Source organism: Alloalcanivorax profundimaris (genome assembly GCF_015265435.1).
Lineage (GTDB): Bacteria > Pseudomonadota > Gammaproteobacteria > Pseudomonadales > Alcanivoracaceae > Alloalcanivorax > Alloalcanivorax profundimaris.
The window spans coordinates 270,746-290,853 of the sequence record NZ_JABJWH010000036.1 but is presented as its reverse complement, the minus strand read 5'-3'; the positions used below and the strand labels follow the sequence as shown (position 1 = coordinate 290,853).

15 protein-coding genes are annotated in these 20,108 nt (G+C 67.6%); 7 read left to right on the top strand and 8 right to left on the bottom strand.

Annotated features, from left to right (window positions below; all coding sequences use genetic code 11):
* The first annotated feature begins 107 nt into the window (after positions 1-107).
* Positions 108-1,400: an ABC transporter substrate-binding protein gene (locus HMJ39_RS16020; protein ID WP_228462410.1), complete on the top strand. Its 1,293-nt coding sequence runs from the start codon at positions 108-110 to the stop codon at positions 1,398-1,400.
* Between the two features lie 8 nt (positions 1,401-1,408).
* Positions 1,409-1,849 carry an acyl-CoA thioesterase gene (locus tag HMJ39_RS16015; RefSeq protein ID WP_161382770.1) on the top strand — a complete coding sequence of 147 codons (441 nt, stop codon included), beginning with the start codon at positions 1,409-1,411 and terminating at the stop codon, positions 1,847-1,849.
* 8 nt (positions 1,850-1,857) lie between these two features.
* On the opposite strand, the gene HMJ39_RS16010 is transcribed toward HMJ39_RS16015, so the two are convergent.
* Both HMJ39_RS16010 and HMJ39_RS16005 read right to left on the bottom strand, forming a co-directional pair.
* Entirely contained in the window at positions 1,858-2,112 is a 255-nt protein-coding gene (locus HMJ39_RS16010) for a hypothetical protein (RefSeq protein ID WP_194298054.1), read from the bottom strand.
* Complete coding sequence (locus tag HMJ39_RS16005) at positions 2,109-2,933, bottom strand: MlaA family lipoprotein (RefSeq protein WP_194298053.1); 825 nt, start codon at positions 2,931-2,933, stop codon at positions 2,109-2,111. The genes HMJ39_RS16010 and HMJ39_RS16005 overlap by 4 nt, the downstream gene beginning before the upstream one ends.
* Before the next feature lie 196 nt (positions 2,934-3,129).
* Between HMJ39_RS16005 and HMJ39_RS16000 the strand changes: the two genes are divergently transcribed.
* Positions 3,130-3,705 carry a histidine kinase dimerization/phospho-acceptor domain-containing protein gene (locus HMJ39_RS16000; protein ID WP_228462409.1) on the top strand — a complete coding sequence of 192 codons (576 nt, stop codon included), beginning with the start codon at positions 3,130-3,132 and terminating at the stop codon, positions 3,703-3,705.
* Positions 3,706-3,723: 18 nt separating this feature from the next.
* On the top strand, positions 3,724-3,951 hold the full coding sequence (locus tag HMJ39_RS18975) for an ATP-binding protein (RefSeq protein ID WP_256244428.1): 228 nt from the start codon (positions 3,724-3,726) through the stop codon (positions 3,949-3,951).
* A 9-nt stretch (positions 3,952-3,960) separates the two neighbouring features.
* Here HMJ39_RS18975 and HMJ39_RS15995 read toward each other — a convergent pair whose 3' ends face one another.
* Together HMJ39_RS15995 and HMJ39_RS15990 are read right to left on the bottom strand one after the other, a co-directional pair.
* Positions 3,961-4,938, bottom strand: coding sequence for an NADPH:quinone oxidoreductase family protein (locus HMJ39_RS15995; protein WP_194298052.1), 978 nt, complete (start codon positions 4,936-4,938; stop codon positions 3,961-3,963).
* A 270-nt stretch (positions 4,939-5,208) separates the two neighbouring features.
* Entirely contained in the window at positions 5,209-8,340 is a 3,132-nt protein-coding gene (locus HMJ39_RS15990) for a penicillin acylase family protein (protein WP_194298051.1), read from the bottom strand.
* A gap of 213 nt (positions 8,341-8,553) precedes the next feature.
* Between HMJ39_RS15990 and HMJ39_RS15985 the strand changes: the two genes are divergently transcribed.
* Positions 8,554-9,693: an alkane 1-monooxygenase gene (locus tag HMJ39_RS15985; protein ID WP_194298050.1), complete on the top strand. Its 1,140-nt coding sequence runs from the start codon at positions 8,554-8,556 to the stop codon at positions 9,691-9,693.
* A gap of 72 nt (positions 9,694-9,765) precedes the next feature.
* Here the strand turns inward: HMJ39_RS15985 and HMJ39_RS15980 are convergent, their stop codons facing one another.
* Together HMJ39_RS15980 and HMJ39_RS15975 are read right to left on the bottom strand one after the other, a co-directional pair.
* Positions 9,766-10,611, bottom strand: a complete 846-nt coding sequence (locus HMJ39_RS15980; RefSeq protein WP_161382780.1) for a MerR family transcriptional regulator — start codon at positions 10,609-10,611, stop codon at positions 9,766-9,768.
* A gap of 70 nt (positions 10,612-10,681) precedes the next feature.
* Positions 10,682-12,412 carry an SDR family oxidoreductase gene (locus tag HMJ39_RS15975; protein WP_194298049.1) on the bottom strand — a complete coding sequence of 577 codons (1,731 nt, stop codon included), beginning with the start codon at positions 12,410-12,412 and terminating at the stop codon, positions 10,682-10,684.
* A gap of 311 nt (positions 12,413-12,723) precedes the next feature.
* Between HMJ39_RS15975 and HMJ39_RS15970 the strand changes: the two genes are divergently transcribed.
* A complete protein-coding gene (locus HMJ39_RS15970; protein ID WP_256244429.1) occupies positions 12,724-15,021 on the top strand; it encodes a mechanosensitive ion channel domain-containing protein in 2,298 nt (765 codons plus the stop codon).
* Positions 15,022-15,269: 248 nt separating this feature from the next.
* Here the strand turns inward: HMJ39_RS15970 and HMJ39_RS15965 are convergent, their stop codons facing one another.
* A complete protein-coding gene (locus HMJ39_RS15965; protein WP_194298048.1) occupies positions 15,270-16,112 on the bottom strand; it encodes a metal-dependent hydrolase in 843 nt (280 codons plus the stop codon).
* An 88-nt stretch (positions 16,113-16,200) separates the two neighbouring features.
* On the opposite strand from HMJ39_RS15965, the gene HMJ39_RS15960 reads away from it, so the two are divergent.
* On the top strand, positions 16,201-17,190 hold the full coding sequence (locus HMJ39_RS15960; RefSeq protein ID WP_194298047.1) for a hypothetical protein: 990 nt from the start codon (positions 16,201-16,203) through the stop codon (positions 17,188-17,190).
* A 12-nt stretch (positions 17,191-17,202) separates the two neighbouring features.
* On the opposite strand, the gene HMJ39_RS15955 is transcribed toward HMJ39_RS15960, so the two are convergent.
* A complete protein-coding gene (locus HMJ39_RS15955) occupies positions 17,203-20,070 on the bottom strand; it encodes an EAL domain-containing protein (protein ID WP_323370921.1) in 2,868 nt (955 codons plus the stop codon).
* Between the last annotated feature and the right edge of the window lie 38 nt (positions 20,071-20,108).

The following is a 20,108-nucleotide window of genomic DNA, read 5'->3' as shown; positions in this document are numbered from 1 at the left end:
ACAAAACCGGTGGCCGGATCGACCAATGGCTAATAACCTCTACCGATGGGGTTGTGCTAATGGTCGAAATAGCGGATCAATGATGATAATAAAAAGAGGGTACTGTCATGGGATGCAAGCAAGGCAAGCGGGTGACGGCCCGCCTGGCCCGGTGTCTCGCCGCCGTCCTGGTGGTCGCGTGCGCGGTATTGTCCGGGGGGATGGCGGTGGCGGCGACGCCGGTGAAACTGGGGCTCAACTATCCACACACCGGTGAATACCGGGAAGAAGGGCTGATGCAGAAACGCGGCGCCCTGATGGCGGTGGAGGAGATCAACGCCGCCGGCGGCGTGTTCGGCCGGCCCTTGGAGTTGCTCGACCGGGACTCCGCCTCCCAGGCGGACCGGGCCCGGGCCAACGTGGACGAACTGGCCGCCCAGGGCGTGGCCATGCTGTTCGGCGGCTCCTCCAGCAGCGTCGCCATCGCCGCCAGCGAACAGGCCCGGCGCCATAACCTGCTTTATTTCGGCACGCTCACCTACTCCAACGACACCACCGGCAAGGACGGCCACCTGGGCATGTTCCGGGAGTGCTACAGCGCCTGGATGGCGGCCCGGGTGCTGGGCGATTACCTGAAACGGGAATACGGCGACAAGACTTACTATTACGTCACCGCCGATTACACCTGGGGCCACACCACCGAGGCGTCCATGCGCGAGCTCACCGGCACCACCGACGAGCGTCGCCACGGCTCGGTGCTGGTGCCGTTCCCCGGCGGCCGCTATCACGAGATCCAGGAGGCGGTGAAGGCCGCCGCGGAGAGCGACGCCGAGGTGTTGGTGATGGTGCTGTTCGGCGAGCAGATGGTGCATGGCATGACCATCGCCCAGCAGATGAATTTGCCCAAGCGCATGCAGATCGTGGTGCCCAATCTCACCCTGAGCATGGTGGAACAGACCGGGCCCTTCATCATGGCCGGGGTGATCGGCGCCGCGCCCTGGACCTGGAACGTACCCTTTGAATTCGATTACCCGCGCGGCCGCCAGTTCGTGGAGGGCTTTTCCGAGCGCTACCACACCCGGCCCTCCACCTCGGCGGCCTCCGCCTACAGCATCGTCTATCAGTGGAAGGACGCGGTGGAGCGGGCCAACAGCTTCAACACCGCCTCCGTGCGCCGGGCCCTGGAAGGCCACCATTACAGTCTGCTCAAGGACGAACAGTACTGGCGCGCCTTCGATCACCAGAACGTGCAGTCGGTGTACGCGGTGCGCATCAAACCCCGCGATCAGGTGATGCAGGACGAATACCGGCAGAATTTCTTCGAAATCATCAATAGCATGTCCGGTGAGGACGCGGCGCCGACCGAGCAGCAATGGCGGAAGGAACGGCGCCGCCACGACCGCCCCGAACAATTGGAATAGGAGACCCCATGCGCGAACCCTTCCGGTTCCGTTTCCGGGTCCGCTACAACGAATGCGACGCCCAGCAGGTGGTGTTCAACGCCCGTTACGCGGACTACGTGGACCTGGCCATGACCGAATTCATGCGTGCCCTGGGCCGTGACTACAAGGCCCTGCTGGCCCGTGGCCTGGACAACCAGGTGGTCAAGCTGACCCTGGAATGGCGCGCCAGCGCCGTGTTCGATGACGTGCTCGACGCCCGGGTGCGCACCCTCAAGGTGGGTAACACCTCCTTCGTGCTGGAACTGGATCTGGTGAGGGTCGCCGACGGCGCGTCGCTGTGCCGGGCGGAGGTGGTGTACGTGATGATGCGCACCGAGCCGTTCGAGAAAACCCCGGTGCCGGAGGATCTGCGCGCCGCCCTGGAGGAAGGCGCGCCGGAGGTGCTGATCGATCAGAGCGGCGGCTGATCGCGACTTCAGTCGCGATCTCCGGAACCCCGCTCATGGCGGCCGGTGTTCACCAGCCACCGCTCGAACTCTTCCAGGGACACCGTGACGTTGTGTTCCCGCCGCCGTGACCGGGAAGGGCGATAGTGTTCCTCGTAGTGGTTCAGCCGTAGCCGGCCGTCGCCGGTGAGGCTGAGCCGCCGCTCGCGGTAAATCAGCCGGTCGCCGCCGCGCTCCTGATGGCGCGACAGCACCAGGGTTTCCACTTCCTGTTCGCCGATCATGGCGCCTCGGCCCCGGCCGGCGTGGGCCGCTGTTGCGGTGACGCCGTGGGCGCCGGGGCGTCGTCGTTGGCGGCTTCCGGGGCCACCGCGCCGACCCGGCCCTCGAACACCAGCTCCGCGCGGCGTTGGGCGATGTAGTCGCGCATCGCCTGGTAATAATCCGGGCTTTGTTCCAGTTGGTCGGTGAGCGGCAGGGCCTGGTAGCGGCCGTCCACCACGCCGGCCACGCGCTTGCCGGCCTTGATGCTGTCCACGGTCTCGCTGTCGGTCTGGCCGAACGGGTCCAGGAACAGCCCGATCACCCGGCCCGTGGCGTCCCGGCTGTTGCTGGAGCCCAGCAGTGGGATCTCGATGATCGGTCCGGCCCCGATGCCCCACACCCCCAGGGTCTGGCCCATGTCCGCATCGTGGTAGGGCATGCTCCAGTGGGAGGCCACGTCGAAGATCCCGAGTACGCCCACGGTGCTGTTGGTCAGGAAGCGCCCCAGGGTATTCGCCGAGCGGCGGCCGTTGCCCTGTAGCAGGTCGTTGATGAACACCCCGGGTTCGGACAGGTTGCTCACCACGTTGTGCACGCCGTCGTTGACCGGCTCCGGCAGCCAGCCATAGGCGGTGGCCAGGGGCTTGAGCAGCACGGTGTCGAGCACCCGGTTGAAGCCGAACACCGCCCGGTTCACCGGCTCGGCGGGGTCGTGCACCGCTACCCGGTCCGGCGGCGTGGGGGGATCGTCGTCGGGTGCGTGGGCGCAGGCGCCGAGGAAAATCAGCAGAATGCCCACGATCAGCAGGCGCGTCCGGGCAGGCAGGCGTCGTTCAATCACGGTGGCTCAACTCCATCACCGGTTTCGGGAGAGCGTTGAACACTAGGGCCCCCGTCTTGCCCGGGTATGTCCGGATGATTGCGGCGCCGACACTTTATTGCCGGGTTGAAATATTTGTGTTCGGCGACGCTTGCTCGTACTTTTCTAGCGGATCGAATGCCTGGAATGGATTGCCTGGAATGGACCCTGGAGCCCCGTGAGCACGCTTCTGATCGTCGATGACGACGCCGAGATACGTTCGCTGCTGAAGCGCTTTTTCGTGCAGCACGGCTACCTGCTGCCCATCGAACTGCGCGACGGCAGCTGGCTGGGATTCACGGCGCCGCGCAGCTGGGGGCTGGAGCCGGTGCCCCGGGCGTTCAACGCCATGCAGGCGCGCATCCAGCAGCTGATCTCGGACCGCACCCAGATGCTGGCGGCCATTTCCCACGATCTGCGCGCGCCCCTCACCCGCATGCGGCTGCGCGGTGAGTTCGTCAACGACCGCAAGCAGCAGGGCCGGCTGTTCCGGGACATCGACGAAATGCAGGCGATGATCAACGCCGCCCTGGCGTTCTTCCGGGACGACACCCTCAAGGAGTCGCCCACCCACTTCGATCTCGGTGAGTTGCTGCTGACCCTGGTGGAGGACTACACCGACCAGTGGCTGCCGGTGACCTGTCCGGATCCGGGCAAGCGGGTGCATTTCGGCCGGCCCGGCGCGCTCAAGCGGGTGCTGACCAACCTGATCGACAACGCCCTGCAGTACGCCGGCGAGGCGACGCTGGAATAAAGTCAGGCGGAGGGGCGGGTGATACTGTGGGTCCGTGATCGCGGCCCCGGGTTGCCGGAGTCCGAACTGGAAAAGGTGATGGCGCCTTTCTATCGGCTGGAGGCGTCCCGTAACCGGGCCACCGGCGGCGTCGGCCTGGGGTTGGCCACGGCGCGGGCGGTGATCGCCGAGGAAGGCGGCGAGCTGACGCTCGCCAACCGGCGCGGCGGCGGACTGAGCGCCCGGATCACGCTGCCCGCCGCTTGAGGGGGCCGTTCAGTCGCTGACCTTGAGCACCACCTTGCCCTTGGCGCGGCGGGAGGTGAGCGCCGCCAGGGCGTCCTCGTACCGCTCGAAGGGGAACACCTCGCTGACGCGGGGGTCGATCTTGCCCTCGGCGAACAGCTGCATCAGTTCCTTCACGTTCTGGATGTGTTCCTTCGGCTCGTGCTGGGTGAAAGCCCCCCAGAACACGCCGACGATGCTGCAGCCCTTGAGCAGGGCCAGGTTGGCGGGGATCTTGGGGATCTCACCGGCGGCGAAGCCGACGATCAGGAAGCGGCCGTTCCAGGCCATGTTGCGCAACGCCGGCTCGGTGAAGCGGTCGCCCACCGGGTCGTAGATCACGTCGATGCCTTTCGGGTAGCGGCTCTTGAGGGCCTGCTTGAGGTCCTCGTCGCTGTAGTTGATCAGGTCATCGGCGCCGGCTTCCTTGGCCACCTGAAGCTTGTCGTCGGTGCTGGCGGCGGCGATCACGGTGGCGCCCATGGCCTTGCCCAGTTCCACCGCGGCCAGGCCCACGCCGCCGCTGGCGCCGAGCACCAGCAGGGTTTCCCCGGGCTGGATGTGGGCGCGCTGCTTGAGCGCGTGGTAGCTGGTGCCGTACACCATGCTGAAGGCGGCGGCGGTTTCATCGCTCATGCTGTCCGGCACCGGGATCACGCGGCTTTCGGACACCACCATTTCCTCGGCGAAGGCGCCGTAGCCGGTGAGACCCATGACCCGCATGCCGGGTTTCAGGTGTTTCACGTCCGGCCCCACCTCGACGATCTCGCCGGCCATCTCGCCGCCCGGGGAGAACGGCAGTTCCGGTTTGATCTGGTACTTGCCCTCGATGATCAGGGTGTCCGGAAAGTTCAGGCCGGCGGCCTTTACCTTCACCTTGACCCCGTCACCGCTCACCTCCGGTGAGGGCACGTCCTCGATGACCAGCTTGTCCGCCGGTCCCAGTTCCTTGCACAGAATGGCGCGCATGCGTCTCTCCCGAACTAAAAAGACAGTGAAACGAACACGCTAAACCCGGACCCTGGATTAAACAAATGCATAAGGCTGATCAGCGGACATGAACGGAATGAATAAAACGAGTTGAAAGTGGCAAGTTAAAAGTTGAAACGCGGGTGGGGCACGGGTGCCGCCACCGCCGTGCCCGCGCTGGAACGAACGACCAAACCACGCAATGACCTTGCACGGCCGCGGGCCGCGGCAGGGGCGACCCGCCACGACCCTTTCAACTTTCAACTCTGTTTATCGATGGTTGGTGAATTCCACCACCTGCTGGAAGGTGGGCCGGTTCTGCCAGTGAATGCCCGGCACCGAGGACAGGCCGATGGCCCGGTGCTGGATGTTGTCGGCGCTTTCGTCCACTTCCCAGCTGTCCAGGCTGGCCAGCCCGCCCAGGTCGTCCAGGGCCTGGCCCAGGCTTCGCGCGAGGGCCTGGCGGCAGCTTTCCGCCTGGTCGCTGTCGGCGCAACGCAGGGCCCGGTAGGGCGCCTCGCTGGTGCCCAGGGCCTGTTCCAGCACCCGCTCCAGATAGCCGTAATAGCCGCTCTGGTAGGCCGACCCCATGCCGCCGGGCTTGTTGTCGCGGCCCATCAGCGACAGGTTGCGGCCGTCCACGTCCTCCATGGCGGTGAGCTGCGGCAGCAGCGCCTCGATCATGCGCGGGTACCAGGCGTCCATCAGTGCCACCGCCGCTTCCGCGTCGTAGTCGCCGTCGCCGTCCCGGTCGCGGCGGAAGGCACCGCCGGCGATCCAGTCGCGCATCAGCTCGATCGCCGAGGCCTCGTCGCCGGTCACCGGGGTGGTTTCCAGCAGATCCAGGGCCCGGGGCAGCACTTCCTGGCCGCGCAGGTCCACCACCGCCGCGTCGCCCATGGCCTCCACCAGGTTGGCCAGGGTCACGCCGCCCTGGTCCACCAGGTCGCGCAGGCGGACTTCCAGCATGTCGTTGCGGTGGGTGGGGCCATAGCTGGCGTTGGCGTCGGCGGCCCACCAGTCCCGGGCCGGCCGGTTGTTCCAGCTGGCCAGGTAGCCGCGCGCCGGGTTGGCGTCGTTGGGGTGGGCGTCCAGGGGCAGAAAACCTTGCCAGTCGTATCGGCCGTTGCCCCAGCTGGGCAGTTCCGGGTGCACGCCCGGGGCCCGTTGCGGATAGAGCCCGGAATGGAAGAAGGCGATGTCCCGGTCGTCGATGTAGAACCAGTTGAAGCTGCCGGTGGTGTTGTTGAACACCTGCTGGAAGCTGCTCACGTCATGGACGTCGTTGCGGGTGGCCTGCATGAAGGGCAGGGCGGTATCCAGCTCGGCGAAGTAGGTGCTGCGCTGGCGGGTGAGCGCCACCGGCTGGCCGCCGGCGGCGGCGAAGCCGATCACCGGCCCGTACTCGGCGGTGCGGATCACGCGCCGGTGCACGGCGAAGTTCTGGCCCACGCTGGCCGGGTCGTCGGTGGGCACCGCCAGGTTCCAGCGCGCCGGCCAGCTTTCCTCGATCACGTCGAAGGGCTGGCACTGGCCGTTCATGCGGTAACCGCCCTCGCCGTGGGCCGGCGGGTCGGCGGGCTGGCACAGCGACACCACGCGCACGTCGGTGAGGTCGGAACTGCCGGAGGTGGCGCTCCAGGCGAAGTCCGGGCCCCGGCCGATCACCACGTAGGGCAGGCCGGTGAAGGTCATGCCCCGGGTGTTGATGTCGCCGCCGTGCACCGACATTTCCAGCAGCAATTGCGGCACGAAATAACTGGTCTGCGGGCCGAACACCGCCAGCGGCCGGCCGCTGGCGCTGTGCTCGGCGGTCAGCAGCAGGGCGTTGGAGATGGCGTTGGGGAACCCTTCGCGCAGGCTGGCCACACCGGTAGCCAGCCGTTGCACGCGTTCGCGCACCGCCAGGCGCTGCTCCTCGCTGAGCGCCCCCGGCGCCGGGCTGGCGGCGGGTTTGTCGCGGCCCAGCCGGTCCACCTCGATGCGCACCCGCGCCCAGCGCGCCGCCAGTTCGCCGTCCTTCAGGGACGACAACGACAGCAGCCCGCCAAGCAGCTCACCCACGGATTCCAGCAGGCCGCCCACCACGCCGGTGCCGGGCAGCGCCGGCAGGTTGCCCGCCGCCGTGGGGCAGGTGTCCTGGCCGGGGCGGCCGCAGGGCGCGGTGGTCAGGGGCTCATAGGGTTGCCAGGTGCCGGCGTCGAACATCACCGCGCCGGGGAAGCGGCCCGCCAGTTCCCCGGACAGCGGGCACAGATCCCGGTCGATGGCCGGCGGCGACTGGGTGGCGAAGGAGCGGTCCGTGGTGACCGTGGATTCCGGGTCGGTGGCGTGGCGCAGGTCCCGCCACAGGTCGCAGGCCGCCTGGTCGGAGCCGGTTTCCTGGCGCAGTGCCTGGAGCAGTAGCACATTGGCCTGCTCGTCGCCGCCGCCGCCGGCGAAGATGCCCTGGATCAGGGTGGCGATGGCCACCACGTCCTCGATCACGAAGGGCTCCAGTTGCACGCCCAGGCCCAGGTACTCGATGGGCGCTTCCAGCAGGCCGCTTTGCACCTTGGCCACATAGTTGTTGAGCCCTTCCACGTAATGGACGGCGTCCTGGTAGACCTGGGCGCCGTCGTCGCCGAAGCGGGCTACCGCGTTGGCGATCTGGGCAGTGCGGTCCTCTTCCCGGTAGGGGGCGTTCACGGCGATGTCCCGGTCGAAGGAGAAATCCGCCGGCCCCAGGAACCGGGACAGCTCGCCGCGCCCGGCGCGGCGCAGCACGTCGAGCAGGAACAGGCGGTCCGCGGCGGTCACGTAGCCGACGCCGAACAGAGCGTCGGCGCGGCTGTCGCCGAAAATGTGCGGCACGCCGTAATCGTCGCGCTTGATGGCCACGGTCCGGCCCTCGCCGGTGACGGTGATCTCGCTTTCCCAGGCGCCGGCGTCCGGGGCGCTCAGCGGCGAGGGTTTGAAGTAGCCGGTCAGGTCGTTGTCGGTGAGCCCCTCCGGGCTGCGCACCAGGGCGTCGTACAGGGCCAGCTGGTCGTCGAAGTGGGGTTCCTTGGAGAGCGCCGGCACCAGGCCGGTTTCCGCCACCAGATCGTCGAGCACGCCGCTGATCAGATCGGACACCCCGGGCACGTCGGCGACCAGGTTGCTCAGGCCGCCGTTATCGTCCTGGCCCGGGGGCAGCACATTGAGCACCCGGCCGTAGTCCGCGTAGGGCGCGGTCACCGTCGCCGGCCGGTCCTCGGGCAGGGTTGGTTCCTCCGGTTCCTGGGGCTGTTCCGGCTCCTCGGGGCCGGGCTCGTTGGGTTCGGGGGTGGCGCCGCCACCACCACTGCCGCCGCCACCGCCCCCACAGGCGGTGAGCAGGCCCACCAGAAACAGGCCGAACAAGAGGTTGGATAGTCTCATGATGCCTCCGGATTTGTTGTTTTTGAGGGAGGGTTGGTTATTGACTGATCAGATTTGCACGAACGTACGAGGAAAGGGAGGCGGCGCAACAAAAGTGCAGCGAAACGCTACCGGCTGTAATACCCGGCGGCGAGCAAGGTTGTTCATATTGACACTGAGCAATGGCAGTGTTGATCATTAATTAAACGGCGTGCGGTCGAGAAGGAGAACAACATGAATACCGCGACCCTCAACAACCGGGACGGCGACTGGCGCGACAGCCGTCGCTACTGGTGGCTGCTCAGTATTCTCACCATGCTGCTGCCGGTGGGCGCCGTGCAGATGGTGCTGCTCACCGGCTGGCCGGTGATGTGGTGGTTCGGGTTTCTGTTCGTGTTCGGCGTGATCCCCCTGTTCGACGTGCTGCTTGGCGAGGACACCGCCAACCCGCCGGAGGAATCCGTGCCGGAACTGGAGCGCGACCGCTACTATCGCTGGGCGGTGTACGTGTCCGTGCCACTGCTCTACGCCGGCTTTCTCTACGCCGCCTGGGTGGCGGCCACCTGGGGACTGGCCTGGTACAGCTATCTGGGCCTGGCGGTCTCCACCGGCTGCGCCACCGGCATCGCCATCAACACCGCCCATGAGCTGGGCCACAAGCCGGACCGGATGGAAAAGTGGTTGGCCAAGGTGGCGTTGGCGCCGGTGTTCTACGGGCATTTTTACGTGGAGCACAACCGCGGGCATCACGTGCGGGTTTCCACCCCGGAGGACCCGGCGTCCTCGCGGTTCGGCGAGACCTTCTGGGCGTTTCTGCCGCGTACCGTGATCGGCAGCCTGCGCTCCGCCTGGCATCTGGAGAAGCAACGGCTGGCGCGGCAGGGTAAACCGGTATGGAGTCCGGCCAACGACAACCTGCGGGCCTGGGCGCTGTCCGTGTTGCTGTGGGGGGCTCTGGTGGCCTGGCTGGGCTGGGCGGTGCTGCCCTTCCTGGTGATCCAGAGTGTGTTCGGCTTTCAACTGCTGGAAGTGGTGAACTATCTGGAACACTACGGCCTGCGGCGGCAAAAAAAGGCCAACGGCCGTTACGAGCGCTGCCGGCCGGAGCACTCCTGGAATTCCAACCGGCGGGTAACCAACATCTTCCTCTACCAGCTGCAGCGCCATTCCGACCACCACGCCTACCCCACGCGCAGCTACCAGTCCCTGCGCCACTTCGACGAGTCGCCGCAGTTGCCCGGCGGGTATGCGTCGATGATTCTGCTGGCCTGGGTGCCGCCGCTGTGGTTCCGGGTGATGAATCCGCGGGTGGCGGCGCATTATGGCGGCGATCTGAGTCGCGCCAATATCAAGCCGGGGCTGGATCGCGACTGAAGCGAGGTGCCGCCCGGTCGCTCCTACGCCGGGTTCCAGGCCGCCGTAGGAGCGAGTTCAGTGGCGATCGCTTCAGAGCTGTTTCTTTTCCAAATGGTCGAGCACGTTTTCGAGCCGGTCCACCAGCACCTTGTTGATGCTCTTTTCCAGCACCCGGCCCAGCTCGTCGTTGACCACCGCCTCGGCGAGCGGGCGGATGCGGGTGATGAACTCCGCCAGCCGGGCCACGTCGTCCCCTTCCGGCAGGCTGTTGGGGCCGTATTTCTCGTCCACCAGATGCTCGACGATCATGTCGATGAAACGCTCGGCGAGCTTGTCCACCTCGCCGCGCACCAGGCGCACATGGGTGAGCACCGCATCCAGGGGCACGCCGTTTTCCACCAGCTCCTTGCCGGCGTTGTAGATGCGCGGGTAGGGCACCCGCAGGCGGGTGCCCTCGGGGATGATGTAGCCCAGGGACACCGCCTTGGTCATCACCTCCGGGGTGATGTCCTCGCCGAAATCGTCGATCAGATCCTGGTAGTCCAGATAGGAGGGCACGCTGGGGTTCTGCCAGGAGGTCACCGCCACCTCCAGGCCGAGAATGTCGTTCAGGTCCCGGCCCTGTTCCCAGGCGCTGAGCAGGTCGCGGATATTGTTCAGGGTGTAGCCGCGCTCCAGCAGGGCGCCGATGATCTTCAGCCGCGCCAGGTGCACGTCGGTGTAGATGCCGGTGCGGCCGCGTTTCTCCGGTGGCGGCAGCAGGCCACGATCCTGATAGGCGCGCACGTTGCGCACCGTGGAGCCGGCCTCGCGGGCAAGCTTGTCGATGGTGAATTCCTGGCGCTCCTGGAGCGCCTGATCCACCTCCGGGGTGTCCGGAGCGTTCTGGGTCAGGCGGCGCAGGATGGCCGCCGGGGATTTGCGGGAAGCACTCATGGCGAAATCATAGACCGGTTCGTCTTCACGCGCCACGGACGGCGTGGCGGCCCGGCGGCAGGATACCGGTTCACGGCGCCACGTCCAGCCGCGCCAGGCGCCGTGCCAGCGGCGGCGCCAGCCGGCCCACCCAGCGCATGCCGCTGGCCTCCACGCTCACCGGCACCTCGGCGCGGTTGCCCTCCACGGCGGCGACGATAGCCCGGGCCACCCGGTCCGGCGTGAAGCCGCGCCGCTGGTAGAGGCGCTGGGCCGCTTCCCGGCGGCGGTCCTGCTCGGCGTCGTCCACGCCCACGAAGCGCGCGCGGCCGGTGATCGGGGTGTCGATCAGCCCCGGGCAAATCGCCGAGACGCCGATGTCGCGCTCCGCCAGTTCCGCGCGCAGGCACTCGGTGAGCATCAGCACCGCGGACTTGCTGGTGGCGTAGGCGGGCAGGGCCCGGGAAGGCAGATAGGCGGACGCCGAGGACACATTGACGATGTGCCCGGCCTTCACCTGGTCGATCATCTGCCGGCCGAACAACCGGCAGCCGTGGATCACGCCCCACAGGTTCACGTCCAGCACCTGTTTCCAGTCCCGCACGCTGGTGTCCATGAGCGGCCCGGCCAGGCCGATGCCGGCGTTGTTGATCACCACGTCCGGGGCACCCAATTCGCGCTCCACGTAGCGGGCCAGGGCTTCCATGGAGCGGGCGTTGGCCACGTCGGTGCGGCGGCTCAGGGCCTCGCCGCCGGCCTGGCGCACCGCCTCGGCGGTGGCCGCCGCCGAGTCCGGATCGATGTCGGTGCACAGCACGGTGGCGCCCCGTTCGCCGAACGCCAGGGCGGTTTCCCGGCCGATGCCGGAGCCGGCGCCGGTGATCACCACCAGTTTGCCGGTGTCCGGGCCGGCGTCGGCGCGCACCCGGGCGCGGGCCAGGCGCGCGCTTTCCGGCGCGCCTTCCACATGGGCGATGAATTCCTTGAGGTAATCGGCGGTGACCGGCGCGTGGGCCAGCAGCGGGCCCCAATGGCCGGTGTTCATCTCGCGACGCCACAGCGGGCCGGTCCATTCGGACAGACCCTCGAGCAACCCGGGCCCCACATAGCGGTCGCGCAGCGCCACCATCAACTGCACCGGAATCCGGGTGTGGCGCTCCCGGGGGCGCAGCAGGCGCGGCAGCATATTGGCGCGGTACAGCGCCACGCCCTGGGCGCCGTCGCGGCTCTGGGTGGCGCTGGGCGTGGCCTGCAGGCCTTCGGTGCGGCGCAGCACGCCGGGCCAGGCATCGCCCAGGCCCAGCTTCCAGGCCAGAGGCGCCAGCCCGGGCAAATGAAAGGCGCCGATGTACCAGCTCTTGGCCAGCTGGCGCAGGCTGGCCAGGGGGTCGCCGCCGGCGCGCAGGCCCTGACCCACGTGGTCCAGGCAGGGGCCGGAGAGGGTGGTGTAGGAGGCGATGCGGCTTTCCGCGCCGGGCTCGGTGACCGCCTCCCAGCTCTGGATCGAGCCCCAGTCATGGGCCACCAGATGCACCGGGCGGCCCGGGCTGAGGGCGTCGATCACCGCGAACAGGTCGTCGCGCAGTTCGCCCAGACGATAGGCGGCCAGCGCCCGGGGCGCGCAGGAGGCGCCGGCGCCGCGCACGTCGTAGGTGGTCACCCGGTAGCCGTCGCCAAGGGCGTCGGCCAGGGCATCCCACACCTCGCCGTTGTCCGGGTAGCCGTGCACGCACAGCACCGTGGGGGCGTCGCGGTCGCCCCGGCTGCGGGTGGCCAGGTTGACCCCGTCGCGGATCACCGTGCGGTGTTGCCACTGCTCCATTGCTGAACCTCGTGTCAGGTTGCCGGCGTGAAGACCCATTCTGCGGGCTGGGCGGCCGCCGGCCATTCGCCGTCGCGCCCGGCGCGGCCGTCAATGAGCCATTGGGCGATGTCAATTTTGCGATTTTTTACGGTCCGGCGGGAGCCCTGTAACGACTTGCTGTGTTCTTGTTGTGCCCTGCATCGGGGCATCGTCCGGTGACGATCCTTGTCGTAGCCTTCACCCGTTGATGTCGCCCGTTTGCTTAGGGTCTGTGCTCACGAAACCGCGCCCGGGAAGGCGCACCGTCGAGAATACTGAGGAGGGTAAGCGTGCCTACACACCGTCGACTATCCGCGGGCCTCGCCGGCCTGTTGTCCTTGCTGATCCTGATGTTCGCGCCGCCGGCGCTGGCCCAGCAGCAGGCCGATGCCGGCGGGGAGCCGGCCTACGGCAGCCTGGCGGACCTGCTCGAGGATGAGGCTTCGCGCAATGCCCTGATCGAGGAACTGCGTGGCCTGGAGGCGGCCCGAACCGACCAGGCGCCGGGCGTGGAAGGCGCCGCTCCACCGGCGGAGATCGCCGCCCAGGCGCCCAGTGATCAGCGGCCGGAGCAGGTGTCCTTCGCCCGTCGCATGGCCGCCACCACCGGCCACCTGGCCGCCAACATGGGCGACCAGTTCGCCGCCCTGGGCGCCGCCGTCGGCGGCCTCCTCGGTGGCGGCGAGGCGGCCGCGGAGGGCGCGGATCTGGCGCCGGTGGACCTGCAGGAGGCCGGCGCCGCGGCGGTCAATCTGGCGATCCTGGTGATCGCCACCTTCGTGGTGTTCTTCGTGCTGCGGGCGGTGGCGCGCCCCTCGTTCCGGGCGCTGAGTGGCTGGGCCCTGCGCGGCTCGGAAAAACTGGCCATGTTGCGCACCATCGTGGCCGTGGCGGTGGCCGCCTTCGTCGACGTGGTGGTGGTGGCGCTGGCCTATCTGGCCGGCGGGTTCGTGTCCTCGTTGCTGGTCAACGAGGTCAACGCCGATGCCACCCGCCTGGCCCTGTTCCTCAACGCCTTCCTGGTGGTGGAGCTGTTCAAGGCCGGCCTGCGCATGCTGTTTTCCTCCGGCTACGAAGGCCTGCGCCTGGTGCCCGTGGCCGCCGATCAGGCGCGCTACTGCAACCGCTTCCTGGCCAACCTGGCCGGCTTCATCGGCTACGGCATGCTGGTTCTGGTGCCGGTGTTGAACTTCAACCTGTCGCCGGCGCTGGGTTCCGGCGTGGGCACTGTGATCATGCTGCTGGCGCTGATTTTCGCGGTGGCGGTGATTCTCAAGAAGCGCACCGTGCTGCGCGACCGTCTGTTCGCCCGCGCCGAGCAGAGCTCCGGCCCCGGTCGCGTGCTGCTGCGCCTGCTGGGCCGCCTCTGGCACGTGCTGGCCCTGGCCTACGCGGTGCTGGTGTTCGCCGTTACCGTGGTGGACCCGGAAGCCGCCCTGCCGTTCGTGGCCGTGGCGACCCTGCTGACGGTGGTCTACGCCGGCCTGGGCCTGCTCATCTCGGTGGTGCTGAGCCAGCTGATCGGCAAGGAAATCCGGCTTTCCGACCGGCTCAACGCGGCCATGCCGCGCCTGCAGGCCCGTGTGAACACCTACGTGCCCACCGGCCTGAAGATCATCCGCGCCCTGCTGCTGGTATTGGTGGCGGTGCTGGTGCTGGACGCCTGGGACCTCTATGACCTGGCCGCCTGGTACGCCAGCGAGGCCGGTGGCCGCACGGTGAGCGCCATCGTCGACGTGCTGGTGATTCTGGCGGTGGCGGCGCTGGTCTGGATTGGCCTGGCCAGCCTGCTGGAGCACAAGCTCAGCCCCAAGGAGGACGCGGACCCGGCCGCCGCCGCCCGCGCCGAGACCCTGATGGGGCTGTTCCACACCACCCTGGCCATCGCCATCATCATCATGACCTCGATGATCGTGCTCTCCGAGATCGGCATCGACATCGCGCCGCTGATCGCCGGCGCCGGCGTGCTCGGCCTGGCGGTGGGCTTCGGCGCCCAGAAGCTGGTGCAGGACGTGATCACCGGGGTCTTCATCCAGCTCGAAAACGCCATGAACACCGGCGACTTCGTGAGCGCCGGTGGCAATTCCGGCACCGTGGAGCGGGTTGGCATCCGCTCCGTGGCCATGCGCGATCTGGCCGGCACCTACCACATCGTGCCGTTCTCCGCGGTGGGCGCGGTGTCCAACTACACCCGCGAATTCGGCAACCACGTGGGCGAGTACGGCATCGCGTACCGCGAGAGCATCGACGACGCCATCGTGCAGTTGGAGGCGGCCTTCGAGGAGCTCAAGGAGGGGCCGCTGAAGGACAATATCCTGGCGCCGATGACGGTTGCCGGGGTCTCCGCCCTGGCGGACAGTTCGGTGAACATCCGCGTGGTGATCAAGGCGTCCCCGGGCATGCAGTGGGCCGTGGGCCGCGCCTACAACCGGCTGGTGAAGAAGTACTTCGACCAGGCGGGCATCGAGATTCCGTTCCCGCACACCACGCTGTACTTCGGCGAGGACAGGGACGGCTCCGCGCCGGCGGCCAACGTCCGTGTGCTCGGCGACAGCCGGGTGGTGGATACCCAGGACGGCGGTCGCTGATCCGCGTTTGCTCTCTCCATCCGGGCCGCGTAACGGCGTGGTCCCCCTTCCGGGAACGCCGTGAACCCGTCCCTGGGGGCTCCCGGTCAAACATCCTGTTTGACAGGGTCCCGGAAGGGGGACCACGCCGTTACGCTATGGAGGTAGCGTCGCGCGTGATGAACAAAAAAAGCCGGCGGGACGCCGGCTTGGAAATCGGGATCGCCGGGGGGGACGATCACCGGGGGGAAAGAAGCGGACCGTCTCGGTCAGGCCGCGTCCTTCAGAGCATGGGCCACCAGCTCGTCGAATTGCTCCAGGAACTGGCGATTGTCGTGGTCCCAGGGGTGGAAGCCCGGTTTGAACCAGTCCAGCCAGGCCTTGGCGGTGTAGCGGAAGATGCCCTTGCGGCCCAGGCTGTGGCGCCACACCGCGCGCCAGCCCTGGCGGTCGAACAGGCCGCCGCTGACCCGCACGTTGTGCAGATAGAACGGCAGGAACAGGGCGAAGAACACGCTGGTGGACAGCACCAGGGCGAAGCAGCGCAGGGCGTAGGCGCTGGCCTGGTCGTCGGTGCCCACGGCCAGCTGGTAGACATCGAACGCCACCGCCTTGTGCTCGGTTTCCTCCAGGGCGTGCCAGTTCCACAGGGCCTGGTAGCCTTCGTCGGCGCCGTCCAGAATCTCCGGCAGGCTCAGCAGGCCGTCGGCGAGAATGGCGGTGAGGTGCTCCAGGGCCACGGTGCCTGACAGCTGGAAGGCCTTGGGCGTGGATTTCTGGATGCGCGCCAGCAGGGCGGCGACCAGTTTTTCCTGGGCCTCCACCGGCACGCCGGCGTCGTTGACGTACTGGTTGTATTCCTCGTGTTCGCGGCCATGCATGGCTTCCTGACCGATGAAAGCGGTCACCGCCGCTTTCAGGTCCGGGTCCTGGACGAGGTCACGATAGTGGCGCACGCTGTCGATGAAAAAGCGCTCGCCCACCGGGAAGAACAGGCTCAGGGTGTTCAGGAACTGGCTCACGTTGCGGCCATCCCGGTGCCAGGACAGTGCCTTGCTGGCGTCCAACTTGAAGCGCAGGTTGCGGCGCGTGGGCAGGATGTTGATCGCCATGGTTCTGTACCTCTAGTGATTGTTACATTGATGAATGATACATTCTGGCCGCGAGCGGCGCTTGGCTTTACGTAAAGGAAGGAATGTCGTGACGGCGAATAAACAAGAGAAGGCAAATCGTTTACTGGATGCCATGGTGGCCCACTTTCAGGAGACCCTGGACCCGGACCGGCTGGACGGCTGGCTGGAGGCGGAGCTGGATTTCCTGCTCGAACAGGCCGGCGGCCTGACCCTCAATGAGGTGGTCAGCGCCGACCAGGTGCTGACCACGGCCCGCAAGTACGCGGTGAGCACCGAGCTGGGCGGCGGCATTCCGGAGCTGGTGGGGGAAATGGTGGACCGGCTCTACCACCACGGCATCCAGGAAGAGCGCCGCGTCGGCGACGTGGTGGATGAGGCCACGGTGACGGCGCTGGTGGACAAGGCCCTGGAGATCCCCCTGTCCCGGCGGGGCATTGGCTGGCTGAGCCGCAACCCGGTGTTGCTGGCGGTGCTGGCCGGCGGCACCCAGCTGGGTCTCAAGACCTGGTTCCACCAGGGGGTGCCGGAATCGGTGCGGGCGCTGCTCGGCCGGCGGGTGCCGGCGCGCTGGCGGGCCAGCCTGGAGCTGCGTTTGCAGGACTGGCTGCAGGAGCGTCTGGCGGCGCTGCTGGCGGACCCGTGGCTGTACAGCGACGACAACCTGGATGCGCTGCGCGATCTGGTTCTGGTGGCCTGGCAGGATTTCGCCGAGCGGCCGCTGCGGGATCTGCGCGACCTGCTCGACAGCGAGGACATCCAGGAGCTGTTCGTGATCGGCTACGATTTCTGGCTGGATTTCCGCCACGGCGATTACTTCGCGACGCTGCTGGATACCGGCGTGACCGCGTTCTTCGACAAGTACGGCGAGAGCACCCTGCGCGAGCTGATCGACGAGGTGGGCCTGACCCGGGACCAGCTGCTCGACGACGCCCTGCGCTTCGGGCCGCCGGCGGTACGGGTGCTGCGCGAGCGCGGCGTTCTCGATGCCTGGCTGCGCCGCCAGTTCGAGCCGTTTTTCGCCAAGCCCGAGACCTTGGCGATCCTGGAGGGCGACTAGCCGCGGCCGGCCTCAGGCCGGGCCGTCGCCCACCTGGCCGTGCTGGTGCTTGAGCAGGGTGAGTAACTGATCCTCCGCCACCGGCCGGCTGATCAGGTAGCCCTGGATGCTGTCGCAGCCCATGTCGCGCAGGATGTCCAGGTGCCGGTCGGTTTCCACCCCTTCCGCCACCACGCTCATGCTCAGGCTGTGCGCCATCTCGATGATGGCGCGGGTGATGGCGGCGTCCTCCGGGCTGTGGTCCAGATCGGTGATGAAGGTGCGGTCGATCTTGAGGGTGTCCACCGGGAAGCGCTTGAGGTAGTTGAGCGACGAATAGCCGGTGCCGAAGTCGTCCAGGGAGAGCCCCACGCCCCGTTCCCGTAATCGCTCCAGCAGGGCGATGTTCTGCTCCATGTCTTCCATGATCAGGCTTTCGGTGAGCTCCAGCTCCAGCAGGTGGGCGGGCAGCTCGGTGAGGTGCAGGATGCGGTCCACCACGTCCGCCAGATTGCCCTTGCGGAACTGGTGGGCGGACAGGTTCACGGATACGCGGATGTCGCCCAGGCCGCGCCGGTGCCACTGGCGGGCCTGGCGGCAGGAGCGCTCCAGCACCAGCTCGCCAATGGCGGAAATCAGGCCGGACTCCTCCGCCAGGGGGATGAACTCCGATGGCGGCAGCAGGCCCATGGTGGGGTGCTGCCAGCGCACCAGGGCCTCCACCGAGGAGATGGTGTCGCTGGCCAGGTCCATCTTCGGCTGGTAGTGCACCACGAATTCGTTCTTGAAGATCGCCTTGCGCAGGCTGGTTTCCAGGGCCAGCTGTTCCACCGAGGCCATCTGCATGCCCATGCGGTAGAACTGGAAGTTGTTGCCGCCGCCACGCTTGGCCTGGTGCACCGCCATTTCCGCCTGGTTGATCATCGCCTGGGCTTCCTGGGCGGTGCTGGGGAACACGCTGATGCCGATGCTGGCGCCGAGCAGCAGCTCGTGGCCGTCGATCAGGAACGGCTTTTTCATCATGTTGATGAGCTTCTGGCACAGCACGCCGATTTGCGCCTCGCCGCCGCAATCCTCCAGCACCAGGGTGAACTCGTCGCCGCCCACCCGGGCCAGATTCTCGTCGTTGACCCCGCACGAACAGATGCGCTCGGCGGCTTGCTTGAGCAGGCGGTCGCCGATCTCGTGGCCGAGGCTTTCGTTGATCGGCTTGAAGCGGTCCAGGTCGATCATCAGCAGGGCGGCTTTTTCCCGGTTGAGCCGGGCCAGGGTCAGAGCGCGCTGCAGGCGTTCGCGGAACAGGGTGCGGTTGGGCAGGCCGGTGAGGCGGTCGTAGTTGGACAGAAACTGCACCCGCTCCTCGGTTTCCTTGCGCGAGGTGAGGTCGGAGAGCATGCCCACGTAGCGGATCACCCGCTGTTTCTCGTCCAGCACGCTGCTGATTTGCAGCCACTCCGGGAACGGCTCGCCGTTGCGCCGGCGCTCGCTGATCTCGCCCTCCCAGAAGCCGCTGCGGCGCAGCGCCAGGGTGATGCCACGGTAGACGTCCCGGTTGCGCTCCATGTGCGGGTTGTCGGTCATGGTCAGGCCCAGCACCTCGGACTCCCGGAAGCCGGTGATTTGCTCGAAGCGGGCGTTCACCGCCAGGAAGCGGAAGTGCCGGTCGAGGATGAAAATGCCCTCCGGGGCATTCTCGAACACCGTGGCCGCCAGCCGCTGCTGCTCCTGGGCCTCGCGGGTGGCGGTGATGTCCCGGCGGGTGCCGATCATGCGCAGAGCGCGGCCGTTGTCGCTCCATTCCACCACCCGGCCCTCGTCCTCGATCCAGCACCAGGGGCCCTTGGCGTGGCGCAGCCGGTAGAGGGCGTGGTAGCGGTCGGTCTCGCCCTTGAAGTGGGCCACCATGGCGCGGCGAATATTGGGGAAATCGTCCGGGTGCACCAGCTGCTGCAGGTCACCGAAGAAGTTGCGGAAGTACTCGCTCTCGTAGCCGAGAATGCGGTCGAAATTGGTGTGGTAGTTGGTGCCGGTCTGCAGATCCCAGTCCCACAGGCCGATGTTGCTGGCGTCCAGGGCCAGTTGCAGGCGCTCGCCGGTGGCGCTGAGCTCCTTGTTGGCCTGCTCCAGGGCATGGGTGCGGTCGCTGACCATGGATTCCAGCCGGTCGTTGGCCTCCTGCAGCCGGCGGCGCGCCTCCTTGCGCTCCATGATTTCCTCGGCGAGCTTTTCGTTGAGCGCCTCGGCGTTGGCCCGGGCCCGGTCCAGGTAATCGATCAGCGCCGTGTTGCTGGTCTGCAGGTCCAGGGCCTGGTGGGTGGTCAGATTGATGCGCCGGGCGGTGATGAACAGAAAGCCCAGGGTGGCCACCAGCATGGCGGCCAGGGCCGGCTCGTTGTCGTGGGTGAGCACCAGCTGCACGCAGGCCGGCGCCAGCAGGCAGGTCTGGTAGAGCAGCACCGTGGGCAGGTGGCTGCTGTAGGCGGCCAGGGCCAGGATGCTCAGGCCGGTGCCCAGGCTGCTCATGGTCAGCTGCGCGTAGAGCATGGACTCCGACAGGATGGTGTCGGTGGGGTTGAACAGAAAACCGGCGGAGCCCATGCACACCGCCGTGGTCAGGATCGACAGCGACACCCGCCACAGGTCCCGCGGGCCGCCGCCGTACCCGGCCCGGGACGCCAGCAGCCAGCCCAGCCGCACCGCCACCAGCCCCAGCACCGCCACGGTCCAGGACACCAGCCAGACCCGGGGCACCGGGGTGCTCCAATAGGCCCACAGCACGGCGACGACGGCCAGGGCCTCCAGCACGTTCATGCTCTTCACACCGCTGGTCAGGTGCTGGCACTGGGCGCGGATCACCGCCTTCTGCTGCTTGCTGGTATGTAGCTCGGATGACGTCGACACAGATTCTTCCAGGCTCTCGGCCTCGGGCGCCGCTCGCG

Bases quoted from the DNA above. Each gene is read 5' to 3' on its own strand.
- HMJ39_RS16020 (WP_228462410.1), top strand. From the start codon at position 108: ATGGGATGCAAGCAAGGCAAGCGGGTGACGGCCCGCCTGGCCCGGTGT.
- HMJ39_RS16015 (WP_161382770.1), top strand. From the start codon at position 1,409: ATGCGCGAACCCTTCCGGTTCCGTTTCCGGGTCCGCTACAACGAATGC.
- HMJ39_RS16010 (WP_194298054.1), bottom strand. From the start codon at position 2,112: ATGATCGGCGAACAGGAAGTGGAAACCCTGGTGCTGTCGCGCCATCAG.
- HMJ39_RS15995 (WP_194298052.1), bottom strand. From the start codon at position 4,938: ATGCGCGCCATTCTGTGCAAGGAACTGGGACCGGCGGACAAGCTGGTC.
- HMJ39_RS15990 (WP_194298051.1), bottom strand. From the start codon at position 8,340: ATGAGACTATCCAACCTCTTGTTCGGCCTGTTTCTGGTGGGCCTGCTC.
- HMJ39_RS15985 (WP_194298050.1), top strand. From the start codon at position 8,554: ATGAATACCGCGACCCTCAACAACCGGGACGGCGACTGGCGCGACAGC.
- HMJ39_RS15980 (WP_161382780.1), bottom strand. From the start codon at position 10,611: ATGAGTGCTTCCCGCAAATCCCCGGCGGCCATCCTGCGCCGCCTGACC.
- HMJ39_RS15975 (WP_194298049.1), bottom strand. From the start codon at position 12,412: ATGGAGCAGTGGCAACACCGCACGGTGATCCGCGACGGGGTCAACCTG.
- HMJ39_RS15965 (WP_194298048.1), bottom strand. From the start codon at position 16,112: ATGGCGATCAACATCCTGCCCACGCGCCGCAACCTGCGCTTCAAGTTG.